The organism is Sphingomonas melonis DAPP-PG 224, from assembly GCF_000379045.1.
GTDB classification, from domain to species: domain Bacteria; phylum Pseudomonadota; class Alphaproteobacteria; order Sphingomonadales; family Sphingomonadaceae; genus Sphingomonas; species Sphingomonas aquatilis.
In genome coordinates, this window is the sequence record NZ_KB900605.1 from 631,688 (window position 1) to 655,322 (window position 23,635).

Annotated in this window: 19 protein-coding genes; 13 read left to right on the plus strand and 6 right to left on the minus strand. The window is 67.7% G+C overall.

Features of this window, described 5'->3' with window-relative positions:
• Nucleotides 1-96 precede the first annotated feature (96 nt).
• Nucleotides 97-1,380, minus strand: coding sequence for an Hsp70 family protein (locus SPHME3_RS0103120; RefSeq protein WP_017977305.1), 1,284 nt, complete (start codon nt 1,378-1,380; stop codon nt 97-99).
• Between the two features lie 309 nt (nt 1,381-1,689).
• Between SPHME3_RS0103120 and coxB the strand changes: the two genes are divergently transcribed.
• From coxB to SPHME3_RS0103145, 5 genes are read left to right on the plus strand one after another with little or no spacing between them, the layout of a single operon-like run.
• On the plus strand, nt 1,690-2,655 hold the full coding sequence (gene coxB / locus SPHME3_RS0103125; RefSeq protein WP_017977304.1) for a cytochrome c oxidase subunit II: 966 nt from the start codon (nt 1,690-1,692) through the stop codon (nt 2,653-2,655).
• The gene (gene ctaD / locus SPHME3_RS0103130; RefSeq protein WP_017977303.1) at nt 2,652-5,162 is read left to right on the plus strand and encodes a cytochrome c oxidase subunit I; all 2,511 of its coding nucleotides are present in this window, start codon (nt 2,652-2,654) and stop codon (nt 5,160-5,162) included. Before coxB ends, ctaD begins: the two co-directional genes overlap by 4 nt.
• On the plus strand, nt 5,159-5,536 hold the full coding sequence (locus SPHME3_RS0103135; protein WP_017977302.1) for a hypothetical protein: 378 nt from the start codon (nt 5,159-5,161) through the stop codon (nt 5,534-5,536). The genes ctaD and SPHME3_RS0103135 overlap by 4 nt, the downstream gene beginning before the upstream one ends.
• Nucleotides 5,533-6,111, plus strand: a complete 579-nt coding sequence (locus SPHME3_RS0103140; RefSeq protein ID WP_017977301.1) for a cytochrome c oxidase assembly protein — start codon at nt 5,533-5,535, stop codon at nt 6,109-6,111. Before SPHME3_RS0103135 ends, SPHME3_RS0103140 begins: the two co-directional genes overlap by 4 nt.
• Complete coding sequence (locus SPHME3_RS0103145; protein ID WP_017977300.1) at nt 6,108-7,142, plus strand: c-type cytochrome; 1,035 nt, start codon at nt 6,108-6,110, stop codon at nt 7,140-7,142. The genes SPHME3_RS0103140 and SPHME3_RS0103145 overlap by 4 nt, the downstream gene beginning before the upstream one ends.
• 112 nt (nt 7,143-7,254) lie before the next feature.
• Here the strand turns inward: SPHME3_RS0103145 and SPHME3_RS0103150 are convergent, their stop codons facing one another.
• Both SPHME3_RS0103150 and SPHME3_RS21670 read right to left on the minus strand, forming a co-directional pair.
• Nucleotides 7,255-8,154 (minus strand): glutaminyl-peptide cyclotransferase, encoded by a 900-nt coding sequence (locus SPHME3_RS0103150; RefSeq protein WP_018250553.1) that lies wholly within the window; start codon nt 8,152-8,154, stop codon nt 7,255-7,257.
• Between the two features lie 549 nt (nt 8,155-8,703).
• Entirely contained in the window at nt 8,704-9,525 is an 822-nt protein-coding gene (locus SPHME3_RS21670; RefSeq protein WP_024310419.1) for a cold-shock protein, read from the minus strand.
• Between the two features lie 291 nt (nt 9,526-9,816).
• Between SPHME3_RS21670 and SPHME3_RS0103165 the strand changes: the two genes are divergently transcribed.
• The 6 genes from SPHME3_RS0103165 (at nt 9,817) to SPHME3_RS0103190 (ending at nt 14,893) form a co-directional block, all read left to right on the plus strand.
• Nucleotides 9,817-10,437, plus strand: coding sequence for a ribonuclease D (locus tag SPHME3_RS0103165; protein WP_017977298.1), 621 nt, complete (start codon nt 9,817-9,819; stop codon nt 10,435-10,437).
• Nucleotides 10,430-11,089: an LPS export ABC transporter periplasmic protein LptC gene (gene lptC, locus SPHME3_RS0103170; protein WP_020493470.1), complete on the plus strand. Its 660-nt coding sequence runs from the start codon at nt 10,430-10,432 to the stop codon at nt 11,087-11,089. The genes SPHME3_RS0103165 and lptC overlap by 8 nt, the downstream gene beginning before the upstream one ends.
• Nucleotides 11,090-11,095: 6 nt before the next feature.
• A complete protein-coding gene (locus SPHME3_RS0103175; protein ID WP_017977296.1) occupies nt 11,096-11,632 on the plus strand; it encodes an LptA/OstA family protein in 537 nt (178 codons plus the stop codon).
• A 288-nt stretch (nt 11,633-11,920) separates the two neighbouring features.
• Nucleotides 11,921-12,697, plus strand: a complete 777-nt coding sequence (gene lptB / locus SPHME3_RS0103180; protein ID WP_017977295.1) for an LPS export ABC transporter ATP-binding protein — start codon at nt 11,921-11,923, stop codon at nt 12,695-12,697.
• Nucleotides 12,698-12,859: 162 nt separating this feature from the next.
• Nucleotides 12,860-14,338, plus strand: a complete 1,479-nt coding sequence (gene rpoN, locus SPHME3_RS0103185) for an RNA polymerase factor sigma-54 (RefSeq protein WP_017977294.1) — start codon at nt 12,860-12,862, stop codon at nt 14,336-14,338.
• Nucleotides 14,339-14,596: 258 nt separating this feature from the next.
• Nucleotides 14,597-14,893 carry a GIY-YIG nuclease family protein gene (locus SPHME3_RS0103190; RefSeq protein WP_017977293.1) on the plus strand — a complete coding sequence of 99 codons (297 nt, stop codon included), beginning with the start codon at nt 14,597-14,599 and terminating at the stop codon, nt 14,891-14,893.
• A gap of 177 nt (nt 14,894-15,070) precedes the next feature.
• On the opposite strand, the gene SPHME3_RS0103195 is transcribed toward SPHME3_RS0103190, so the two are convergent.
• Together SPHME3_RS0103195 and SPHME3_RS0103200 are read right to left on the minus strand one after the other, a co-directional pair.
• Nucleotides 15,071-16,018, minus strand: a complete 948-nt coding sequence (locus SPHME3_RS0103195) for a bifunctional helix-turn-helix transcriptional regulator/GNAT family N-acetyltransferase (RefSeq protein ID WP_017977292.1) — start codon at nt 16,016-16,018, stop codon at nt 15,071-15,073.
• A gap of 60 nt (nt 16,019-16,078) precedes the next feature.
• Entirely contained in the window at nt 16,079-17,077 is a 999-nt protein-coding gene (locus SPHME3_RS0103200; protein ID WP_017977291.1) for a ligase-associated DNA damage response exonuclease, read from the minus strand.
• A gap of 197 nt (nt 17,078-17,274) precedes the next feature.
• On the opposite strand from SPHME3_RS0103200, the gene SPHME3_RS0103205 reads away from it, so the two are divergent.
• A complete protein-coding gene (locus SPHME3_RS0103205; protein WP_020486337.1) occupies nt 17,275-19,683 on the plus strand; it encodes a ligase-associated DNA damage response DEXH box helicase in 2,409 nt (802 codons plus the stop codon).
• 774 nt (nt 19,684-20,457) lie between these two features.
• Nucleotides 20,458-21,984: a peptide chain release factor 3 gene (locus SPHME3_RS0103210; protein ID WP_017977289.1), complete on the plus strand. Its 1,527-nt coding sequence runs from the start codon at nt 20,458-20,460 to the stop codon at nt 21,982-21,984.
• A 281-nt stretch (nt 21,985-22,265) separates the two neighbouring features.
• Here the strand turns inward: SPHME3_RS0103210 and SPHME3_RS0103215 are convergent, their stop codons facing one another.
• A complete protein-coding gene (locus tag SPHME3_RS0103215) occupies nt 22,266-23,525 on the minus strand; it encodes a spinster family MFS transporter (protein ID WP_018250554.1) in 1,260 nt (419 codons plus the stop codon).
• Between the last annotated feature and the right edge of the window lie 110 nt (nt 23,526-23,635).

Sequence of the window (23,635 nt, forward strand, 5' to 3'; positions counted from 1 at the left end):
CGGTGGACGCTGTTACGAGGTACGCCGCTAAACTCCCCCTCCGTCACCGGCTTCGCCGGCGCCACCTCCCCCTGGCGGGGGAGGACTTGGGGAGGATTACACCGCCCACACCCCCACATCCGCCTGCTGCCCGATCAGCGCCAGGCCATGCGCGATCGACGTCAGCTCGCCGCCCGTCGCCAGCCGCGCCTCGCCGAACCGCTCGGCGAACAACCGCCGGATACGCGGCGTCAGCGACGTACCGCCGGTCAGGAACACCCGGTCGATCCCCTCCGCCGCAACGCCCGCCGCGACCAGCGCCTGATCCACTGCCGCATCGATCCGCGCGACATCGGGCGCGATCCACGCCTCGAAATCCGCCCGCCGCACCTCTGCCGCGATGTTGAGCCCCGCGCCCTCGAAGCGGAACTCCGCCACCTCCTCCACCGACAGCGCGCGCTTCAGCCGCCCGACCGCGTCGTAGAGGTGGTATCCTTCTTCCTCCTCGATCACCGCGATCATCCGCCCGATCGCCTCCGGATCGGTCGCGGTGCGGCGCAGCTTCTCCAGCTCGGCCAGCGTCTTGCGGTTGCGCATCAGCGCGAGGCGCGACCAGTCCGCGAAATCGGCGAAATAGCCGCCCGGAATCTCCAGCACCTTGTCGAACGAGCGATAGGTGCCGCCCTTGCCCAGCATCGGCATCACCAGATGTTCGACGATGCGCCGGTCGAAGCGGTCGCCCGCGATGCCGACGCCGGCATGGCCCAGCGGCTCGCACCGCCGCCCTGCGCCCGGCGCCGCGATCCGCACCACCGAAAAGTCGCTGGTGCCGCCGCCGAAGTCCGCGACCAGGATCGTCGCCGGGTCCGCCAGCCGCTCGGCGTAGCTGAACGCCGCGCCCATCGGCTCGTAGACGTAATGCACCTCCGCGCCCAATTGCGCGAACACCGCATCGTAGCGCGCCTTCGCCAGCGCCTCGTCGGGCTTGGCGCCCGCGAACGTCACCGGCCGGCCGACCACGACCCGATCCGCGCGTGCCATCGCGCCCTTCGCGCGCGCCGCCATCTTGGCGACGAACAGCTGGCCCAGTTCCTCGAAGCGCATCCGCCGATCGAACACCGGCGCGGTATCAAAACTCGCATTCGCCGCCACCGATTTGAACGACTGGAGGAAGCGGCTTCCTTGCGGAAAGTCGAGATATTCGCGGATCGCCCACGGCCCCGCCTCCGACAACACGCCGCCGCGCCCGCGCTCGTCCTCCCAAAAGCACAGTGCCGACCGAAACACCGCGTCGGCACCATCGGGCGCGTCGAGCGTCACCAGCTCCGCCTGCCCCTGGCGCGCCACTGCGGCGACGGAATTGGTGGTGCCGAAATCGAGGCCGAGCGTATGTGCAGTCATGCCGCGGGCGCATCGTCCGCGCGGCGGCAGGGGTCAAGCCGTTGCGTCTCGGCTCCGACGACGTCGTCCGCGGACTCAGCCCGCGCGATATGCGGAACCTCGCCACACCCACACCGTCATTCCCGCGCAGGCGGGAATCCAGACGCGCAGGTCTTCGATGGAGCCGTACCGTCAGAGGTTCTGGATTCCTGCCTGCGCGGGAATGACGAAGAAAGTGCGAGACTGACGAAGAAGAGGCAATCACACGCCAGCAATCTTTCCTTACACGATTGAACTCGAACCGTTTCGGCCCCGAAGCGTTCGGCGTCGATGCGGGGGATCAGGGGCACCATCATCACCGGCGGCTGCATCCTGCTGACAGGCTGCAACACGCACCAGTCGACGCTCGCGCCCTTCGGTGCCGACGCCGCCGACATCCGCCACCTGTTCCTGCTGATGCTCGCCGGCGCAGTCGTCATCGCGGTCGCGCTCGCGCTGCTGATGCGCCACGCCGTGCGCGCGCCCGAAGGCGAGTTGGGCCTGCGCGGCGGCATGCGCCTCGTCCTGTGGCTCGGCGGCATCATCCCCACGATTCTGCTGCTCGGCCTGCTCGTCTATTCATTGCCCTTCATGCGCCCCCGCCCCATCGCGCCCGCCGATCTGCAGATCGCGGTCGATGGCGAGCAATTCTGGTGGCGCGTCACCTATCGCCCGGCCGGCGCCGCCCCGGTCGAAACCGCCAACGAAATCCGCATTCCCGTCGGCCGCACGGTCGCCTTCCGCCTGACCGCGGCCGATGTCGTCCACAGCTTCTGGATCCCCGGCCTCGCCGGCAAGATGGACATGATCCCCGGCCGCACCAACACATTGGTCGTCCGCGCCGACAAGGCCGGGCGTTACCGCGGCCAATGCGCCGAATTCTGCGGCCTCAGCCACGCGCTGATGGCGCTCGATGTCATCGCAATGGAGCCTGCGGCGTTCGACGCCTGGCTCGCCGACCAGCGCCGCCCGTCCACTTCCCAGGGCGACGGCGCCCGCTTGTTCGCGCAGAACGGCTGTAACGCCTGCCACACCGTCCGCGGCGCCGGCCCCGCAGGCCGCATCGGGCCCGACCTCACCCATTTCGGCAGCCGCCAAACGCTCGCCGCCGGCATCCTGCCGATGGCGACCGCCAACGTCGCCGCCTTCATCCGGCACCCCGAAAAGACCAAACCCGGCGTCCGCATGCCGGCCTTCCCGCAACTCACCCCAGCCGAGGCCACCGCCATCGCCCGCTATCTCGAGGGCCTGAAATGAGCCTCCACGCGCAAGACGACCCGCAGCTCCGCACCGCGCAGGAAGAGCGCCTGCGCGCGGTATGGAAGGCGCCCACCGGCTGGTTCTTCCGCTGGACCGACGTCAACAACAACCGCATCGGCGTGTGGTACACGCTGACCGCCTTCGGCTTCATGCTGTTCGCCGGGGTGCTCGCGCTCATCATGCGCACGCAGCTGGCGGTGCCCGACAACGATCTCGTCTCGGCGAATACCTTCAACCAGCTGTTCACGCTGCACGGCTCGATGATGATGTTCCTGTTCGCCGTCCCGATGTTCGAGGCGGTGTCGATCATCCTCCTGCCCCAGCTGCTGGGCGCGCGCGACCTGCCGTTCCCGCGGCTGTCGGCGTTCGGCTATTGGAGCTTCCTGCTCGGCGGCGTCTTCGTCGGTGGGTCGATCTTCTTCAACGCCGCGCCCGATGGCGGCTGGTTCATGTACCCGCCGCTGACGACGCGCACCGACCTCAGCGGCCTCGGCGCCGACATCTGGATGCTGGGCCTCAGCTTCATCGAAGTCTCGTCGGTCGCCGCCGCAGTCGAGCTGATTGTCGGCGTGCTCAAATGCCGTCCTCCGGGCATGCGGCTGAACCTGATGCCCCTCTACGCCTGGTACATCCTGGTCGTGGCGGTGATGATCCTGTTCGCCTTCCCGCCGCTCATTGCAGGCGACCTCTTGTTCGAGATGGAGCGCCTGCTCGGCTGGCCGTTCTTCGATGCGGCCAAGGGCGGCGACCCGCTCCTATGGCAGCACCTGTTCTGGATCTTCGGCCACCCCGAAGTCTATATCGTCTTCCTGCCCAGCATCGCCCTGTTCGCGATGTTGATCCCCACCTTCGCGCAGCGCCACCTGCTCGGCTATCCGTGGATCGTGCTGGCGGCGGTCGGCACCGCCTTCCTGTCGTTCGGCCTGTGGGTCCACCACATGTTCGCGACCGGCCTGCCCAAGATCAGCCTCGCCTTCTTCTCCGCCGCCTCCGAAGCCGTGGCGATCCCTACCGGCGTGCAGATCTTCGCCTTCATCGCAACGCTATGGGCGGGCAAGGTCAAATGGTCGACACCGTTGCTCTACGCCAGCGGCAGCCTCGCGATCTTCGTCATCGGCGGCCTCACCGGCGTGATGGTCGCGATCGCGCCGTTCGACTGGCAGGCGCACGACACCTATTTCGTCGTCGCGCACCTCCATTACGTGCTGATCGGCGGGACGTTGCTGCCGCTGTTCGGGGGCCTCTATTATTACTGGCCGCTCATCACCGGTAAAAAGCTCAGCGACCGCCTCGGTCGCATCGCCTTCTGGATCATGTTCGTCGGCGTGAACCTCACCTTCATGCCCATGCACCTGTCGGGCCTGGAAGGCATGCCACGCCGCGTCTTCACCTACCCCGCCGACCTCAACATCGGCTGGCTCAACCTCGCCTCGACCGCGGGCTCGTACCTATTCGCGACCGGCGTGCTGGTGCTGGTGCTTGATCTCGCCCTCTCGCCGACGCGTAGGAAGGCCCCCCGCAACCCGTGGAACGCCGGCACGCTCGAATGGCTGGCGCACCCGGACGACGAGGATTGGGGTATCCGCTCGGTCCCCCTGATCGAAAGCCGCTATCCGATCTGGGACCAGAAGAACTTCGTGCAGAAGGTCGACGAAGGCCGCTTCTTCCTGCCCGATGCCGAGGAAGGCCGTCGCGAAACGATCATCACCTCCGTCCTCGATGCGCGGCCTGTCTCGGTCATCCGCCTCGGCACGCCCAGCGTGAAGCCGATGATCACCGCCGTCGCGCTGGGCGCGGTGTTCATCCTCACCACCTATCACCTCTACCTGGCGGCAGCGGCCAGCGGCGTCGTCACGCTCGCCTGCGTGCTGTGGTGGCTGTGGGACACCGCCGAAATCCCCGAAAAGCCCGAAAAGCCGATCGGCCACGGCATGACGATGCCGCTCTACATTTCCGGCCCCGCCGCGCCCGGCTGGTGGGCGATGTTCATCACGATGATGGCCGATGCCACCGCCTTTTCCGGCCTCGTCTTCGGCTATTATTTCTACTGGACGATCCACCCCGATTTCGGCGCGGGTTTCGCCGGGCCGGGCGCCGGTGGGCCGTTGTTGGCGCTGGGCCTGAGCCTCGCCAGTTGGGCCGCCACCGTCGCCGCCCGCGAGTTCAACCACCGCAGCGCCGTGACGCTTGCCCGCGTGGCGCTCGTCGCGGGCGCTGCCGCCGCGCTCGCCAGCATCGTCGCGGCGCTGGGATCGCTCGACGGCCTCGATCCCAAGGCGAACGTCTATCCCGCGATCGTCTGGGTGTTGATCATCTGGACCGCCGTCCACGCCGGCGTCGGCATCGTCATGCAGCTCTACACGCTCGCGCGCAGCCTTGCCGGCCGCATGACCCCCACGCATGACGCCGACCTGCGCAACATCACCGTCTACCAGCATTTCTTCGCGCTCACCGCGCTCGTCACCTATCTGACGGTCGGCCTGTTCCCGGAGGCGGGGCTGTGAAGCGCTTCCTCACCCGCGCGCGCAGCCTGCGCGTCACGCTATGGACGCTGATCGTCCCCCCGACCACCTGGGCGGTGCACTTCCTCTTTTCCTACCTGTGGGCCGCCGTGTCCTGTGCGAAGCTCGGGCAATGGGCGCGCTTCCCCACCGCCTTCGCGATCGGCACGGTGGCGGCGCTCATGGTCATCGTCGCGTCGGGCCTGATCGCCTGGCAGCAGTCGCGCACGCCCGGCGATCCGCCGCCGCACAATGAAGGCACCGACATCGACCGCCTGCGCTTCCTCGCGTACGCGACGATGCTGCTCGCAGGCCTGAGCTTCGTCGCGGTGATCTTCACCGCCGCCCCCGTCATCGTGCTGAGCGATTGCCGATGAGCCGCGCGCCCCTGTTCGCCGGCCTTGCCCTCGTGCCGGTCGGCTGGGCGCTCAGCCCGTTCGGCATGACCGGCCACATGGCGGCGCATATGATCGCCGTCGCCATCGCCGCGCCGCTGATCGCGCTCGGGCTACAGGGCAGCCGATACGATCCCGCAACGCTGGTCCCCCGCCTCGCCACCCCACTCGCCGCCGCGCTGGTCGAGGCGGTGGTGGTATGGGGCTGGCACGTCCCCGCGCTGCGCCGCCTCGTCGCGCACGCGCCGGCGTGGCTCGCAATCGAACAGGCGATGTTCCTCGCTGCCGGCCTGCTGCTCTGGTCCGCCGTCCTCGCCCCCCGCCACCGCGCGGCCGGCGTCGCGGCGTTGCTCGTCACGTCGATGCACATGACGTTGCTCGGCGCGCTGATCGGCCTCGCACCGCGACCGCTGTATATGCATCATGGCCCCGACGCGCTCGCCGACCAGCAGCTCGCCGGTGTCGTCATGCTGCTCGTCGGCGGCATCGCCTATCTGATCGGCGGGCTGGCGATGCTCGGCCGCCTGCTCCAGCCGCGCGAGGGAGCGCCCGCATGACGATCCGCATCACTTGGCTGCGCGCCATCCTGACTTTGGTCCTGCTCGGTGCGGCGGGCATGCTGTTCGCCTGGTCGGGCGTGATGAACCTCGCCGCCTCGTCCGGCCATTGGAAGATCACCGACTGGTTCCTCCACTGGGCGATGCGCAGCTCGGTGCGCACGCATGCTGCCTTCACGTCGCCGGACGACCCGGCCGACGCGCGCAGCCTCGTCAGCGCGGCGGGCCATTTCGCCAATTCCTGCGCGGTCTGCCACGGCGCGCCGGGCGTGAAGCCCTCGCCCGTCATGCAGGCCGCCACCCCGCCCGCGCCGAATCTCGCCGTCAACGCCAAGGAATGGACCGACAAACAGCTGTTCTGGATCCTCCAGCACGGCGTCAAATACACCGGCATGCCCGCCTGGGCGGTGCAGGACCGCCCCGACGAAGTGCGCCGCATGGTCGCCTTTGTCCGCCGCCTGCCCGGCATGACGCCCGCGCAGTACGCGGCGCTGGTCGGCGAATCGGACCCCGCCGCGCCGCTGTCCCAATGCGCCGGCTGCCATGGCAGCGACGGACGCGGTCGCAATGCGCCCGACATGCCGATCCTCGGCGGCCAGTCGCAGGCGGCGTTGCTCGCCGCGCTGCAAGGCTATGCCAACGGCACCCGCTCCAGCGCGGTGATGCAGCAGGTCGCGATGCGCATGACGCCCGAACAGATGCGCGCCGCCGCCGACGCCTATGCCGCCATGCCCGGCCTAGGCGCCGCGCCCGGCCCCATCCCTAACGCCGATGCCGCCGCCGCGCGTATCGTCGAACAGGGCCTGCCCGCGAAGCAACTGCCCGCCTGCGCCAGCTGCCATGCCCCCGGCAAACCCTATCCCGTCCTCGCGGGCCAGCGTGCGAGCTACATCGCCCAACGCCTGCGCCAGTGGCGCGGCGACGACACTGTGGTCGACGCGCGCAAGAGCCACGCGACCATGCCCGTCATCGCCCGCCGCATTCCCGACGAGATGATCGACCCGCTCGCCCGCTATCTCGCCGGCCGGTGATCAGCACCCTTTCGTCACCCCGGACTTGATCCGGGGTCCCGCTTTCCACCGCCGCCGCAGAAGAAGCGGGATCCCGGCTCAAGGCCGGGATGACGGAAGAAGGCGCGCGCTCTTACCGCGCCCGGCCGACCTCGTCGCCCAGCTTGATCTCGAACAGCGTCGGCCAATATTTCCCCGTCACGAACAGCCGGTCGTGCGCCGCGTCGTACGCGATGCCGTTCGCCACCGCGTCGGGATCGGGATTGTTGATCTCCGCGATCAGCGGCCTGAGGTCGATCAGCGCCTCCACCTTGCCGCTCGCCGGATCGATCCGCGCGATGAACCCGCTCATCCACACATTGGCCAGGATCTTGCCGCCAACATATTCCAGCTCGTTCAGATTCTTCAGCGGCCGCCCGTTGAGCGTCACGGCGATCCGCCCCCGCTCGGCAAAGCGCGCCGGGTCCATCCGCCGCAGCACCGGCGTGCCGTCGGACAGCAGGATCGACGTCGCGTCGCTGGTCATGCCCCAGCCCTCACCCGTGTAGCGCAACGGCTTGCCCGTCTGCGTCAGCGCCGGCAGCGCCCAGCGGAATCCGATCCCCGTCTTCCACGTCACGCTGGCCAGGCTCTTCTGCCAGCAGGCGATTCCTTCACCGAACAGGTCCGGCGACAGCCGCGCGCGCGCCACGACCTTGCCGTCGTCCAGCGTCACCCGCCGGATATCCGACGCGCCTTCCTTGCCCGTGCTTTCGTACAGCGCGTCGCCGCAGAACAGCAGCCCCTCGGTAAACGCCCCCGAATCATGCGGGAAGCGCGCCACCACATCGGCGGCATAGACGGGCACGCCCGATTCGGCGTCGGGCACCGCACTCGCGGGCACCGCCTGCCTCGCCGGAGGTGCGGCAGGCGTGCGCGGCGCGTTGGTGCGCGTGGCCTGCGGAGCCGTCGCCGCCTGGCGCGACACGGCCGCCCCCGCCGCGCCCAGAACCGCCACCGCCGCGGCGATCGCCGCCAGAGAAGATCGTGCCATCATCGGCACATGCCGTCGCACGCCCGCCCGAAAAACGCAAAAGGCGGGCGGTGCTCGCCGCTACGCTCCGGCGAAGACCGCGCTGCCTACCGCATGCAGGCCGTCGGTCATGAAAGACGAGGCGCAGGCAAAGGCCTTGCTCTGCCGGGCAGCTTTCTGATGCGCTGAACACCAGTCGATCGACATTGCCAACAGACCGGCAGTCCTCCCCCGCCAGGGCGCATCGGGATGAACGGCCCCCGGCCGTTCAAGATCATGCCGGGGGCATGATCGACCCGAGGCGGTGACGGAGGGGGAGGACAGGAACGTCCGAATAACAGGACGCTACCCCACTCCGCCTTCGTCATGCCTGTGGCATGCGAACGTCCTCGCGAGGGGATGATCAAGCCAATGGGCCGAATGGAATCAGCCGTGGGCCCTGGCCGTGACGGCAGTCGCGCCGAACACCAGATCGGCCGCCACATTGCCCACGCTCCGCCCCCGAAACGCAAAAAGCCCGGCACCTGCGGATCGCAGGGCCGGGCTTTTCACATTAGCGAATCGGGACGATTACGAAGCCGGCGACAGGTTCACCGCGGCATACTTGCCACGACGGTCGACCTCGAGTTCGAACTGCAGCTTGTCGCCTTCGTTCAGCGTGCCCATGCCGGCGCGCTCGACGGCCGAAATGTGCACGAACGCGTCGGGCTGGCCGTCGTCGCGCTGGATGAAGCCGAAGCCCTTCATCGCGTTGAAGAACTTGACCGTACCGGTCGCCTTCTCACCGGTCAGCTGGCGCTGCGGGCCACCGGCGCCGCCGGCGCGAGGACCACGATCGCCGAAGCCGCCTTCACGCGGCTCGCGGGGCGCGCGCTCGGTCACCGCCATCGGCTCGCCGTCGATCTTCAGCTCGGTCGCCGAGATGCGACCACCGCGGTCGACCAGCGTGAAGCCGAGCGGCTGGCCTTCGGCAAGCGCGCTAAGGCCCGCCTGCTCGACCGCCGAGATGTGGACGAACACGTCTTCGCCGCCGTCATCACGGACGACGAAGCCGAAGCCCTTCTGCGCGTTGAAGAACTTGACCACGCCGGTGCCTTCGCCGACGACCTGCGGGGGCATGCCGCGGCCACCGCCGCTGAAGCCGCCACCACCGCCGCCGCCGCGGAAACCACCGCCGCCGCCGCCGAAGCCGCCACGGTCGCCGCCGCCGAAGCCGCCGCCACCGAAGCCACCACCGCCGAAGCCGCCACGATCACCGCCGCCAAAGCCGCCGCCACCGAAGCCGCCGCCGCCGTAGCTGCTGCCGCCACCGAAATCGTCGCCGCCGAAACCGTCGCGCTTGTCGCGACCACGTCCGCCACGATTGCCGCGGCCACCTTTGTCGTAACTCATAACCCTATTCGTCTTCCCGGTTCGCCCGCATCCAATCCGTCGAAGAACCCGTGCGCCGGACGACGAACGCGAGCCTCCGGGCGCCAAACCTATTGCGCCTTGGGACCTGCCATAGCGCACATTACAAGTCCCCGCGAACAAATTCGTCGTATCTTGGGGGCAAGTCGTGCCGATACTTGCCCGTTGTGGCCGCCACAGCACGTTTATCGCTGCGGTGCGCGCCTATCGCGATGTTTCGGTGACACAATGTTAATCGTTGAGCCGCGCCGCGGAGCCGCGTAGGGCTGCGGCATGACCGTTCACTTCCACGAGGAAGACCTCCCCGCCGACGTCTTCGCTCCCGGCGCATCGATCGCCGTCGACACCGAAACCATGGGCCTCATCACGCCCCGCGATCGCCTGTGCGTCGTGCAGCTGTCCGATGGCGGCCCAGACGAACATCTCGTGCGCTTCGGCCCCGACAGCGATTATGCCGCACCGAACCTGAAGGCGGTGCTCGCCGATCCCGCGCGCCTGAAGCTCTATCACTTCGGCCGCTTCGATATCGCCGCGGTCCAGCATTATCTCGGCGTGGTCGCCGCGCCCGCATACGACACCAAGATCGCCTCGCGCTTGATCCGCACCTACACCGATCGCCATGGCCTGAAGGAACTGGTCCGCGAACTGCTGGGGCAGGAACTCAGCAAACAGCAGCAATCGTCCGACTGGGGATCGCCCGAGCTCAGCGACGCGCAAAAGGATTATGCGGCCAGCGACGTGCGCTTCCTCCACCGCCTGAAGGCCGAGCTGGACCGCCGCCTGATCCGCGAAGGCCGCATGGAGCTGGCGCAGCAGTGTTTCGACTTCCTGCCGACTCGCGCCGCGCTCGATCTCGCCGGCTGGCCCGAAATCGACATCTTCGCGCATGCCTGAGTCGATGGCGGCGACCGTCGACGGCTTCGCGCGCGTGCGGACGGCACGCCAGCGCTGGGCCGCGCCCGGCAGCCGCCACGACCGGCTGATCACCTTGCTCAACAGCGGGCTGCCGATCGCGATCGGCGTGCTCGCCGCCTTCCTCGTCATGGCCCCGCTCACCGCCAGCAACGAAGTCTCCTTCGTGCTCGACAAGAACAAGGTCGAGGTCGCCAAGGAACGCATGAAGCTGCAGGCCGCGACCTATCGCGGGCAGGACGACAAGGGGCAGGCGTTCACGCTCAACGCCGGTTCGGCGGTGCAGCAGAGCAGCAGCGTGCCGATCGTCGAGATCAACCGCATGGCCGCAGACCTGCAATTGCAGGACGGCCCGGCAACGCTGCGCGCCGATCAGGGGCGCTACGACCTCAAGACCGAACAGATGAAGGTCGACGGGCCGATCGCCGTGCGCGGCCCCAACAACTATCGCCTCGATACAAGCGACGCGACGATCGATCTGAAATCCAAGACGATGCAGAGCGACGGCAAGGTCACCGGCACCGTCACGCAGGGGAATTTCAGCGCCGATCGCCTGAACGCAAACCTCGACGATCGCACCGTGCGGCTCACCGGCAATGCCCGCTTGCGGATCGTGCCGGGAAGGACGAAATAGCCGCCCATGCGCGCGCTCCCCTTCCTCATCCCTGCCGTCCTCGCTGTGGCCGCCCCTCTGGCCGCGCAGACCGCGCACAATTCGAACGCGCCGATCGATTTCGGCGCGGACACGATCGAATTGCAGGACAAGGCGAATCGCGCGGTCCTGTCGGGCAACGTCAATGTCCGCCAGGCGGAAATGACGCTCACCGCGGCGCGCATGACGGTGTTCTATACGGGCCAGGTGATCGGCGGGAACCCGCAGGTCTCGCGTCTCGACGCGAGCGGCGGCGTCACGGTCAAGCGCCCGGACCAGACCGCCAAGGCGCAATATGCCATCTACGATCTCAACCGCCGCGTCATCACGATGCTCGGCGCGGTCACGCTGACGCAGGGCGGCAACACCGTGAACGGCGGTCGCCTGACGATCAACCTCGACACCGGCCGCGCGGTGATCGACGGCTCCTCGGTCCGCGGCTCCGCCGGCGCCCCCGGCGCGACGACCAGCGCCGCCCCCAACGGCCGCGTGACGGGCACCTTCTCGGTCCCGAAGCGCAACTGACCCCCCAAAGTCCTCCCCCGCCAGGGGGAGGTGGCGCCGCCGAAGGCGGTGACGGAGGGGGAGGTCAACGGCGAACGTCCCGTATGCGGCAACACCCCCTCCACCACTCGGCTCGCGCCGAGCGGTCCCCCTCCCCCGCTACGCGAGGGAGGACTTGGCACCGACCCGCCCCCACCCATCGCAAGGGGGCTTCCCTCCGCGCGCTCCCCGCGCCATGACGGGCCCCGCATGCACGAAGCTTGCCAACGCGCAACGCTCTACTAACCCTTTGATGCGAGGCATCAGCCGATGGACGCCGTGACCGACCTTCAGACCGCCGAAGCGATCCACGAAGCGCCCGCCAACCGCGGCCTGCAGGCGATCTCGATCGCCAAATCCTACGACAAGCGCGTCGTCCTCACCGACGTCTCCGTCTCGGTCGACCGCGGCGAGGTGGTCGGCCTGCTCGGCCCCAATGGCGCGGGCAAGACGACTTGCTTCTATTCGGTGATGGGGCTGGTGAAGCCCGATTCAGGCCGCATCATGCTCGATGGCGAGGATATCACCCGCCTGCCGATGTACCGCCGCGCGATCCTGGGCCTGGGCTATCTGCCGCAGGAAACCAGCATCTTCCGCGGCCTGTCGATCGAAAAGAACATCGGCGCGGTCCTCGAACTCTCCGAACCCGACAAGTCCAAGCGCCCCGCCAAGCTCGACAAACTGCTCGACGAATTCGGCCTCACCCGCCTGCGAGCCAGCCCGGCGATGGCGCTGTCGGGCGGCGAGCGCCGCCGCGCCGAAATCGCCCGCGCGCTTGCCGCCGATCCGTCGATCATGCTGCTCGACGAACCCTTCGCCGGCATCGACCCCATCTCGATCGCCGACATCCGCGATCTGGTGAAGGACCTGAAGCGCCGCGACATCGGCGTGCTGATCACCGACCACAACGTCCGCGAAACGCTCGACATCGTCGACCGCGCCTACATCATCTACGACGGCCGCGTGCTGTTCGCCGGCAGCCCGGAAGAACTGGTCGCCGACGCCAACGTCCGCCGCCTGTACCTCGGCGAGGGCTTCTCTCTGTAGGGTTATGGAGACGGCCTCCCCATCAGTCCTCTCCCGCCAGGGGGAGGTGGCAGCCGTCAGGCTGACGGAGGGGGAGGACCCGAAACGGATGCGGCCTATCCTCCCCCTCCGTCGCGCTGCGCGCGCCACCTCCCCCTGGCGGGGGAGGAATATGGGCGTGTCATGAGCCTCGCCCCGCGCCTCGACATCCGCCAGTCGCAATCGCTGGTGATGACGCCGCAGCTGCAGCAGGCGATCAAGCTGCTCGCGCTGTCCAACCTCGAAATCGAAGGCTTCATCGCCGAAGAGATCGAGAAGAACCCGCTGCTCGAAGCCGCACAGACCGAAGAGGTCGTCCGCCCCGAACGCATCGAGCGGGACGAGCCGGCCGGTGCCGACGACCTCGTCACCGGTGCCGCCAAGGCCGATCCGCTCGACGTCGACTATGCCACCGAAAGCCACCAGCAGGACAGCGTCGCCGACGGCGGCGGCGGCTTCGACGGCGCATTGGGCCTCAACGGCGGGTCGGGTGGCGGTGGCGTCGGTGGCGAAGACGGCATCGATTTCGATTCGTTTGCGGAGGGCGACAAGAGCCTCGCCGACCATCTGCTCGCCCAGGCCGGTGCGGTCATCGACGGCCCCGACTGGTTCATTGCCCAGCATCTGATCGATCAGATCGACGAGGCGGGCTACCTCACCGTCCCCCTGCTCGACATCGCCAATCGCCTCGGCACTGCGCTCGCCCGCGTCGAACGCGTCCTTTCGCAAATCCAGACACTCGACCCCACCGGCGTCGGCGCGCGCGACCTCGCCGAATGCATCGCGCTCCAGGCGAAGGAGGCGGACCGCTACGATCCCTGTATGGCGCGGCTGATCGACAATCTCGATCTCCTCGCCCGCGGCGAGCTCGCCCGCCTCAAGCGCATGTGCGGCGTCGACGACGAGGACATGGCGGACATGATCCGCGAGCTGCGCAGCTACGATCCCAAGCCCGGCTGCCGCTACGGCGGCGAACCCGCACCCGCCGTCACCCCCGACCTGTTCGTGATGAAGACCAAGGCGGGCTGGGGCATCGAACTCAACGCCGCGACGCTACCGCGCGTCCTCGTCAACCGCCGCTATTATCACGAACTCAGCCACGGCCCGCAGGACAAGAGCGCCAAGGCCTGGCTGTCCGACGCGCTCGCCTCCGCCAACTGGCTCATCAAGGCGCTGGACCAGCGTCAGCGCACGATCATCAAGGTCGCGACCGAGATCGTGAAGCAACAGGAAGCCTTTTTCCTGCAAGGCGTCGCGCACCTCAAGCCGATGACGCTCGCCAAGGTCGCCGAGGCGATCGAGATGCACGAATCGACCGTCAGCCGCGTGACGAGCAACAAATACTTAAGCTGCGCGCGCGGCGTCTTCGAGCTGAAATACTTCTTCACCAGCGCGATTCAGGCGGCGGATGGCGGCGACGCGGTGTCGGCGGAGGCGGTGAAGAGCGCGATCCGCGCGCTCATCGCCGGCGAGGGCGCCAAGATCCTGTCCGACGACACGTTGGTCGAACTGCTCCAAGCCAAAGGCTTCGACATCGCCCGCCGCACCGTCGCCAAATACCGCGAAGCGATGGGCATCGGCAGCTCGGTACAACGCCGCCGCGCGCGGGCGTTGGGGGGCTGATCTGCCTCCCGTTGTCCCGCACCTGACCTGCGGCCCCTCGCGCTGCTAGGCTTGGTCAAAAAGAAGCGGGACCCCGGCTCAAGGCCGGGGTGACGGGAATAGTTTTGGGGCAGCGCCGCGCAACATCTCACCCCTTCGTCACCCCGGGCTCGACCCGGGGTCCCGCTTCTTCCCCTTCTTCAGTCGAACAAACGCCGCTAGCCAGAAACCAAACCATCCGATCTTGACTCATCACCGGCCCGTTCGCACCATCCCCGCATGGCAAACGACCGCGGCGGCTGGGTCTACATCATGAGCGACCGCTACCGCGGCACGCTCTACGTCGGCGTCACCGCGCATCTTGCCGCCCGTATCCACCAGCATCGCACCGGCGACGGATCGGACTTCTGCCGCCGCTACGGATTGCACCGCCTCGTCTGGGCCGAACGCAGCACCGCGATCGCCGACTGCATCGCCCACGAAAAGCGCCTCAAACGCTGGCACCGCGACTGGAAGATCGCCCTAATCGAACGGGGCAACCCAGACTGGCACGACCTGTCCGACCAGCTCGCCTGATCCACCCACCCCCATCACGCAGCCGGCGCCACCCCTCTTCCGTCACCCCGGCCGTGAGCCGGGGTTCCGCTTCTTACGTCGTCGCCAAGAGAAAAGCGGGATGCCGGATCAAGTCCGGCATGACGGGGTAGGCAATTGCGCCGCCGGCAGGCCCTCTTCCGGTCTGGATCGACGGCCCTATTCCGGGAACCGATACCGCATCGCCACATCGCAGCGGGCATAGCGGCCACCATAATCGCGCATGATTTCGGCATCATGCACGAAGCCGACCTTCTCATACAAATGTATCGCCGGCGCACAGCGCGCGTTGGTCAGCAGGTACAGCGTTTCCGCGCCCAACTCGGCCGCACGCGCGATCATCGCGCGTAACAGGAACTCGCCCGCCTTGCGTCCGCGCGCTTCAGGCAGGACGCCCATCTTGGTCAATTCGAAGCGGCGCTCCCCGGTCTTCTGCAACGCACACGCCCCCACGACACCCAGCCCCTCCGCGGCGACGAAGCGGATATCGCCACCTGGCGCGATGATGCGCGCCCGCGGCTGTTCCAGCACCTCGCGATCGGTCGGTTCGAGCGTGAACATCGTCTCGATCCACTGTGCGTTGATGTCGTGGAACGCCGGGGCGAGGTCGTCGGAAAACGGCAGCACCGTCAGCATCGGCGCGCGTCGGTCGAGCGATGCGTCATCGAGTCCCCGCTCCAGCCTCGCCAGCAGGGCGAGCAACGGCCGTGCGCCATCGCCGCACACCTCCGCCACCGCTGCCTCGACGCGCGGCCAGACGGTCGCCGCCGACTGCGCCAGCACGGCCTGTGCCTGCTCGGTGAGCGCGACCGTCTTGTGGCGTTGATCGCGATGGACCTTCGTAGTTGCGACTAAACCCAGCTCAGCAAGTCGCGCGACGCTGCGGGTCACCGCCGGCTGGCTGAGGCCCAGCGACTGGGCCATCGTACCGATGGTCATCGGCCCTTCGCAGTCCAGCGTCGCGAGCAGCGGATAATGGCTGGGCTGGAGCGGCAACCCGGCTTGTTCGATCACGCGGGCGACGTCCGCCTGCATCCGTTCGCCCAATCGCCGCATGCGGCTGCCTAGGAACAGCAGCCCGCGTTCGCTGATGACGTCACCCGACATTCTCCGCCTCCCCAATCTATATGCACAGTTATATTACCATGCATGTAGATCGCAAGTAGATCAATCGTCCTCGTCCTCGAACCCCACCAGCGCCAGCGCGCGCGCCTTCATCTGGCGTTGCTCGCACCAATGGACCAGCGCCTCCTCGCGGCCATGCGTCACCCACACTTGGCGCGGGGCGATTTCGGTCAGCGTGGTCGTCAGCTCGTCCCAATCGGCATGGTCGGACAGGATCAGCGGCAGCTCGACATTCTTCTGCCGGGCGCGCTGGCGCACCCGCATCCAGCCGCTCGCCATCGCGGTGATCGGATCGGGCAGCCGCCGCGACCAGCGGTCGTTGAGCGCACCCGGCGGGCACATCACGACATGCCCCGCCATATCCGCCTTCTTCGCGTCGGCAACCGGCAGCAGCTCGCCCAGCCGCACGCCATGTTCGGCATACAGGTCGCACAAGCGCTGCAGCGCGCCGTGGATGTAGATCGGCGCGTCGTGCCCACGCTCGCGCAATTCGGCGATCACCCGCTGCGCCTTGCCCAGCGCATAGGCCCCCACCAGCACGCAGCGATCGGGGTTCGCGTGCAGCCGCGCGATCAGCTTGTCGATCTCGTCACCGGTATCGGGATGGCGGAACACCGGCAGCGCGAACGTCGCCTCGGTCACGAACACGTCGCACTGCACCGGCTCGAACGCCGCGCAGGTCGGATCGGGTCGCCGCTTGTAATCCCCCGACACCACCACCCGCTCGCCGCGATAATCGAGCACGATCTGCGCCGATCCCAGCACATGACCCGCGGGGACATAGCCGACGGCGACCTCCCCCATCCGGATGCTCTCGCCATAGGCGACCGCATGCCCCGCCTGCGGCCCATAGCGCGCATCCATGATCGCCAGCGTCTCCGGCGTCGCCCACACCGCCTGATGCCCGCCGCGCGCGTGATCGGCATGGCCATGCGTCACCAGCGCCTTGGCCACGGGCTCCGACGGATCGATCCACGCATCGGCGGGCTTCACGTAGATCCCGTGCGGGTGCGGTTCCAGCCAGTCGCCCAATCGTGCCATTCCGCTACTACGCGCCAGATGGCGTGGAGTGCCCGGCCGCCCCACCCACACCGTCACCCCGGACTTGTTCCGGGGTCCACCGGGCCACGGGGGGAAGGCAAGAGGCTCTAGCCATCCCCCTCGCCGCGGAGTGGACCCCGGAACCAGTCCGGGGTGACGAAAGGATGGAAGCGGCCCGACGCCACCCTACATACACCATGATGGACCTCCCCCAGCCGCTGACCGACTGGTTCGCCTCCCGCGGCTGGCACCCCCGCCGCCATCAGCTCGACATGCTGCGCGAGGCCCGCGCCGGCCGCCACGCCTTGCTCGTCGCCACCACCGGCGCGGGCAAGACGCTCGCCGGCTTCCTCCCCACGCTCGCCGAGCTGATCGAGGCGCCGACGGAAGGCCTCCACACCCTCTACGTCTCGCCGCTGAAGGCGCTCGCCGTCGACATCCAGCGCAACCTCGTCACCCCCCTCGACGAAATGGGCGTCGACATCCGCGTCGAGACCCGCACCGGCGACACCCCCAGCGACCGCAAGGCGCGGCAGCGGGTCAAGCCGCCGCAGATCCTGCTCACCACACCCGAATCGCTGTCGCTGCTTTTGAGCTACCCCGACAGCGTCACGATGTTCGCCGGCCTTAAGACGATCGTCGTCGACGAAGTCCACGCCTTCGCGACGGGCAAGCGCGGCGACCTCCTCTCACTCTGCATGGCGCGCCTGCAAAGGATCAGCCCTGCCTTACGCCGTGTCGCCCTCTCCGCCACGATCGCCGACCCCGACGGCTATCGCGCCTGGCTCGCCCCCGACGGCGACATCGGTGAGGTTGCGCTGGTACAGGGCGAAGCCGGCGCCGACCCCGACATCACCATCCTGCTCCCCGAAGACCGCGTGCCCTGGTCCGGCCATTCGGGCCGCTATGCCGCGCAACAGGTGATGGCGGAGATCGAGGCGCACGACACCTCGATCATCTTCTGCAACACGCGCAGCCTCGCCGAACTGATCTTCCAGGATCTGTGGAAGGTGAATACCGACAGCCTGCCGATCGGCGTCCACCACGGCAGCCTTGCGTTGGAAGCGCGCCGCAAGGTCGAAGGCGCGATGGCGTCGGGCCGGTTGCGTGCGCTCGTCGCCACCGCCAGCCTCGACCTCGGCGTTGACTGGGGCAATGTCGATTGCGTCATCCAGATGGGCGCGCCCAAGGGATCGTCGCGCCTGCTCCAGCGCCTCGGCCGCTCCAACCACCGCCTCGACGAAGCCTCGCAAGGCATCCTCGTCCCCGGCAACCGCTTCGAATATCTCGAAGCCCGCGCCGCCCTCGACGCGGTGGAGGCGGGCGAACTCGACCCCGACATCTTCCGCCCCGGCGCTCTCGACGTGCTCGCCCAGCACGTCATGGCGCTCGCCTGCGCCGCGCCGTTCGATCAGGCCGCGCTGCTCGACGAAATCCGCTCCGCTTTGCCCTATTCGGCGCTCGACGACGCGACGTTCGACCGCGTGCTCCACTTCATCAGCGACGGCGGCTACAGCCTGAAGGCCTACGACCGGTTCAAGCGGCTGACGCAGGACCCCGATGGCCTGTGGCGCGTCAGCCACCCCAGGTTCGTGACGCAGCACCGCCTCAACGCCGGCATCATCGTCGAGGCGACGATGCTCAACGTCCGCTTCAAGAACGGCCGCCATCTCGGCAAGGTCGAGGAAGGCTTCGCCGCACAGCTCAGCCCCGGCGACACCTTCTTCTTCGCCGGCCTCAGCTGCGAAGTGCAGAGCATCGACACCGAAGACCTGATCGTCCGCGCCTCGAGCAAGCCCGCGCGCATCCCCACCTACGGCGGCAGCCGCATGCCGCTGTCGACCAACCTCGCCACCCGCGTCCGCCACTTCCTTGCCGAACCGGAGCAATGGCACCGCTTCCCGCCCGACGTGCGCGACTGGCTGGAATTCCAGGCGAAACGCTCCGCCCTCCCCCGCCCCGGCCAGCTGCTGGTCGAAACCTTCCCGCGCGAAGGCCGGCATTACATGGTCGCCTACAGCTTCGAAGGCTGGAACGCGCACCAATCCTTGGGCATGCTCGTCACCCGCCGCATGGAGGCGGTGGGGCTGAAACCCTTGGGCTTCGTCGCCAACGATTATGCCCTGGCCTGCTACGGCCTGGAAAAGATCACCGACCCCGCCGCACTGTTCAGCCCCGACATCCTCGAACACGAATTCGTCGACTGGGTGCAGCAGAGCCACCTGCTCAAACGCGCCTTCCGCGAGGTCGCGGTCATCGGCGGCCTCGTCGAACGCCAGCACCCCGGCAAGCGCAAGACCGGCCGGCAGGTGACCTTCTCCACCGACCTCATCTACGACGTGCTGCGTAAATACGAACCCACGCACCTGCTGCTGCAAGCCGCCTGGGACGACGCCCGCGCCCGCATGACCGACGTCGGCCGCCTCGCCCATCTGCTCGACCGCGCCGCCGACACGATGCTCCACGTCGACCTCGACCGCATCACCCCGCTCGCCGTCCCCGTCCTCACCCTGATCGGCCGCGAGAAGGTCTCGACCGGCTCCGCAGACGACGCGCTGCTGATCGAGGCGGAAGCCTTGGCGGCAGAAGCGATGCGGATCGATTGAGGGGGGCGGGGACACGGGAATGTCTCCGTCCGCCCAGTTGCGAACCCTCTACCGTTGGCTATTGTGCTACCGTGAGCCGAGAAGAAGCCCTTCGAGCCCTTGTTCAGTTCGACCAGCCGCTGACCGCAATTGCAGATGCTCTTCGCCAATTTACTTGGGATCGGAGCGGTGATCCCGTCGTCCAACTCTCCACGGACAACGTGTCCTCCGTGCTGCGGCGATATGTCGGCGGAGAGCTAACAGCCGAAGAACTAGAGGGATGGGCGAACCTCCTTGAGTGTCGCGAGGACATAGATGCTCAACCTGTCGCTGCCGATGCAGTTTTCGAGCTTGCTAATCCCGTGCTTCAAGGCCCCTACAGCGTGTTGGTGCCTGCGCTTCTTGCCAGGTTGTAGCGTCCGCTTTCTCCAAATAGCGAGGCCCCTGCGATAGTCCCTTCGTCATGCCGGACGCGGTCCGGCATCCACCGCGCCGCAAGGGTATAAGACGTTGATTTTGCCGAACAGCGAAACCCGAACGCGTTCAAAGTGACGGGCCAAATGATGCAATAAATGACTTTCGCAGAGGTCTCGCCTTCGCGGGAATGACGGCGGCGACTCCCCCTCTGTCCTACACGCCACAAATCTGGCAAAGGGCCCGCATGACCCATGCCCGCCGCACCCCGCCCCTCACCCGGCGGGCCCGTCGCGGAGGGCGTTTTCGAGCATTACGTACCGTCCACTTCGTCCACTTCCGCGGTGCCGAATCGGCCCGCGCAGCCGCCCGAGACTGCCTGTGACCTCCCCCCGCCGCACCTTCGCGATCATCTCCCACCCCGACGCGGGCAAGACGACGCTCACCGAAAAACTGCTCTATTTCGGCGGCGCGATCCATCTCGCCGGCGAGGTGAAGGCGCGCGGGCAAAACCGCCGCGCCCGATCGGACTGGATGAAGATCGAGCAGCAGCGCGGCATCTCCGTCACCTCGTCGGTGATGACATTCGAGCGTGACGGCATCACCTTCAACTTGCTCGACACGCCGGGCCACGAGGACTTCAGCGAAGACACCTATCGCACCCTCACCGCGGTCGATTCCGCCGTCATGGTCATCGACGCCGCCAAGGGCATCGAGCCGCAGACGCGCAAATTGTTCGAGGTCTGTCGCCTGCGCTCCGTCCCGATCATCACCTTCGTCAACAAGGTCGATCGCGAAGGCCGCCCGGTCTTCGAACTGCTCGACGAGATCGCCGACATGCTGGCATTGGACGTGTGCCCGATGAGCTGGCCTGTCGGCATGGGCGGCGAGTTCGAGGGCGTGCTCGACCTCACCACCAACACGATCAGCCGCCCCGAAGGCGACAGCCGCGCCTTCCTCGGCAAAACCGAGGCCGACCCCACGCTGTCCGACCGCTGGGCGGAGGAGATCGAACTGGCCCAGGCCGGCTATGCCGAATTCGACGGCGAGGCGTATCGCAACGGCGACCTGACCCCGGTCTATTTCGGCTCGGCATTGAAGGACTTCGGCGTCGCCGAACTGATCGGCGCGCTCGCCGAACACGCGCCCCCGCCGCGCGCACAGCCTGCCGAACCCGCGCCCGTCGCACCCGACAACGACGAAGTCACCGGCTTCGTCTTCAAGGTGCAGGCGAACATGGACCCCAACCACCGCGACCGCATCGCCTTCATGCGGCTGTGTTCGGGCACCTTCAAACGCGGCATGAAGCTCACCCCCACCGGCCACGGCAAGCCGATCGCGGTCCATTCGCCGATCCTGTTCTTCGCGCAGAATCGCGAAGTCGCCGACGAGGCCTTCCCCGGCGACATCATCGGCATCCCCAACCACGGCACGCTGCGCGTGGGCGATACCTTATCGGAGCGCGCCGACGTCCGCTTCACCGGCCTGCCCAACTTCGCGCCCGAAATCCTGCGCCGCGTCCAGCTGAAGGACCCGACCAAGACCAAGCAGTTGCGTAAGGCGCTCGACGACATGGCCGAAGAGGGCGTGACGCAGGTCTTCTACCCCGAAATCGGCAGCAACTGGATCATCGGCGTCGTCGGCCAGCTCCAGCTGGAAGTGCTGCTCAGCCGCTTGGAGGTGGAATATAAGGTCGCCGCGGGCCTGGAACCCGCCCCCTTCGAAACCGCGCGCTGGGTCTCGGCGCAGGACCCCGCCGACCTCAAGGCGTTCACCGACCTCAACCGCTCGGCGATGGCCAAGGACCGCGACGGCAACCCCGTCTTCCTCGCCAAAAGCGCCTGGGAAGTCGGCTATATCGCCGACCGCTACAACAAAGTGAAATTCGCCGCGACCCGCGAACGCTAACCCTCTCTCCGTCATCCCGGCGAAAGGGTTCCCATCGAAGTAATACTTCGATGGGGCCCAACGCCGGGATGACGAAAGGGGTGTTGGACCGCCGTCGCACTAACCGACCGGCACAGCAGGACGATTCGCAAGGGCCTGTCCTACGGCGAGCAAGGGTGCCACACCCCACCCAGTCATTCCCGCGAAGGCGGGAATCCATAACCTCTGACGTTGCGGCTCCATCGCCGCCGTCAGCGCGTCTGGATTCCCGCCCTCGCGGGAATGACGGACATGGCTTTTTCTCACCCCACCCAGTCGCGCCGCAGCGGCTTCACCGCGCTCAGCATCAGCCCCGCCGCGACGACATAAAACCCCAGCGCATAGACCGTCGCATAGCGTAGCGCGTCCACACCATAAGCCGCGGTCATCGCATCCGACACGCGCCCCATGATCGTCGATCCCAGCCCCAGCCCGATCAGATTGTTGACCAGCAGGAAGCTCGCCGAGGCAGTCGCGCGCATCGGCGGCGGCACCAGATGCTGGACCGCGGTCGTCACCGGCCCCAGCCACAGGATGTTGAGCCCATTGGGGATCAGGAACAGGAACCAGGACAGCGCCGGCGATCCGCTCATCAGCCCTGCGGCATAGAGCGGCACGGTGATCGCCCAAGCCACCGCGGGCAGCTTGGCATAGACGCCGCGATCGCGCCCGCCCATCCGATCGGCCAGCCACCCGCCCGCGAACACGCCGATCGTGCCGCCGATCAGCAGCAGCGACCCGATATATTGCGACGCGGTCAGCAAGCTGAACCCGAACGAGCGGATCAGGACGGATGGCACCCAGAAGGCGAGGCCATAGCCGCACAGCGAACTGAACGCCGCGGCAAAGCTCAGCAGCCAGAAACTCGGCTTGGCGGCCAGGATGCCGAATACCGTCCACACCGACGTGCGCTCGGTCGCCGCGACCGGATCGAACGCCCCGCGCGCCGGCTCGCGCACCACCAATCGGAAGATCGGGGCGATGACGACGCCCGCCAGTCCGACGACGATGAACGCCCACCGCCAATCGACATGCGCCGCCAATATCCCGCCCAGCAGCGCCCCCGCGGCCAGCCCGATCGGGATGCCCAGCGAATAGATCGACAGCGCCCGCCCGCGCTGGTGCGGCGGGAAGTAGTCCGAAATCATCGCATAGGACGGCGCGACGCCCCCCGCCTCCCCCACGCCGACGCCCAGGCGGAACGCGAAGAACTGCCAGAAACCGGTCGCGAACCCGCACAGCGCGGTGAAGCCGCTCCACACCGCCAGGCTGATCGTGATCACCCAGCTGCGGCTCGTCCGGTCGGCGACCAGCGCCAGCGGAATGGCGAGCGTCGAATAGAGCAGCGCGAACGCCGCCCCGCCCAGCAGCCCCAGCTGCGTGTCGGTCAGCTTCAGGTCCGCCTTGATCGGCGCCGCCAAGATGCCGAGGATCTGCCGGTCGAGGAAGTTGAACGTGTAGACGACCAGCAGCATCGCCAGCACGAGCGCACGGTAGCGGGGGGTGGGTGTCATGGCATGCATAGGTATTCCCGCGCGCTAGCCCCGCCCAGCCGTCACCCCGGACTCGTTCCGGGGCCCACTCTGCGGCGAGGGGGGAGGCCGGAGCCTCTTGCCGTCCCCATGCGGCCCGG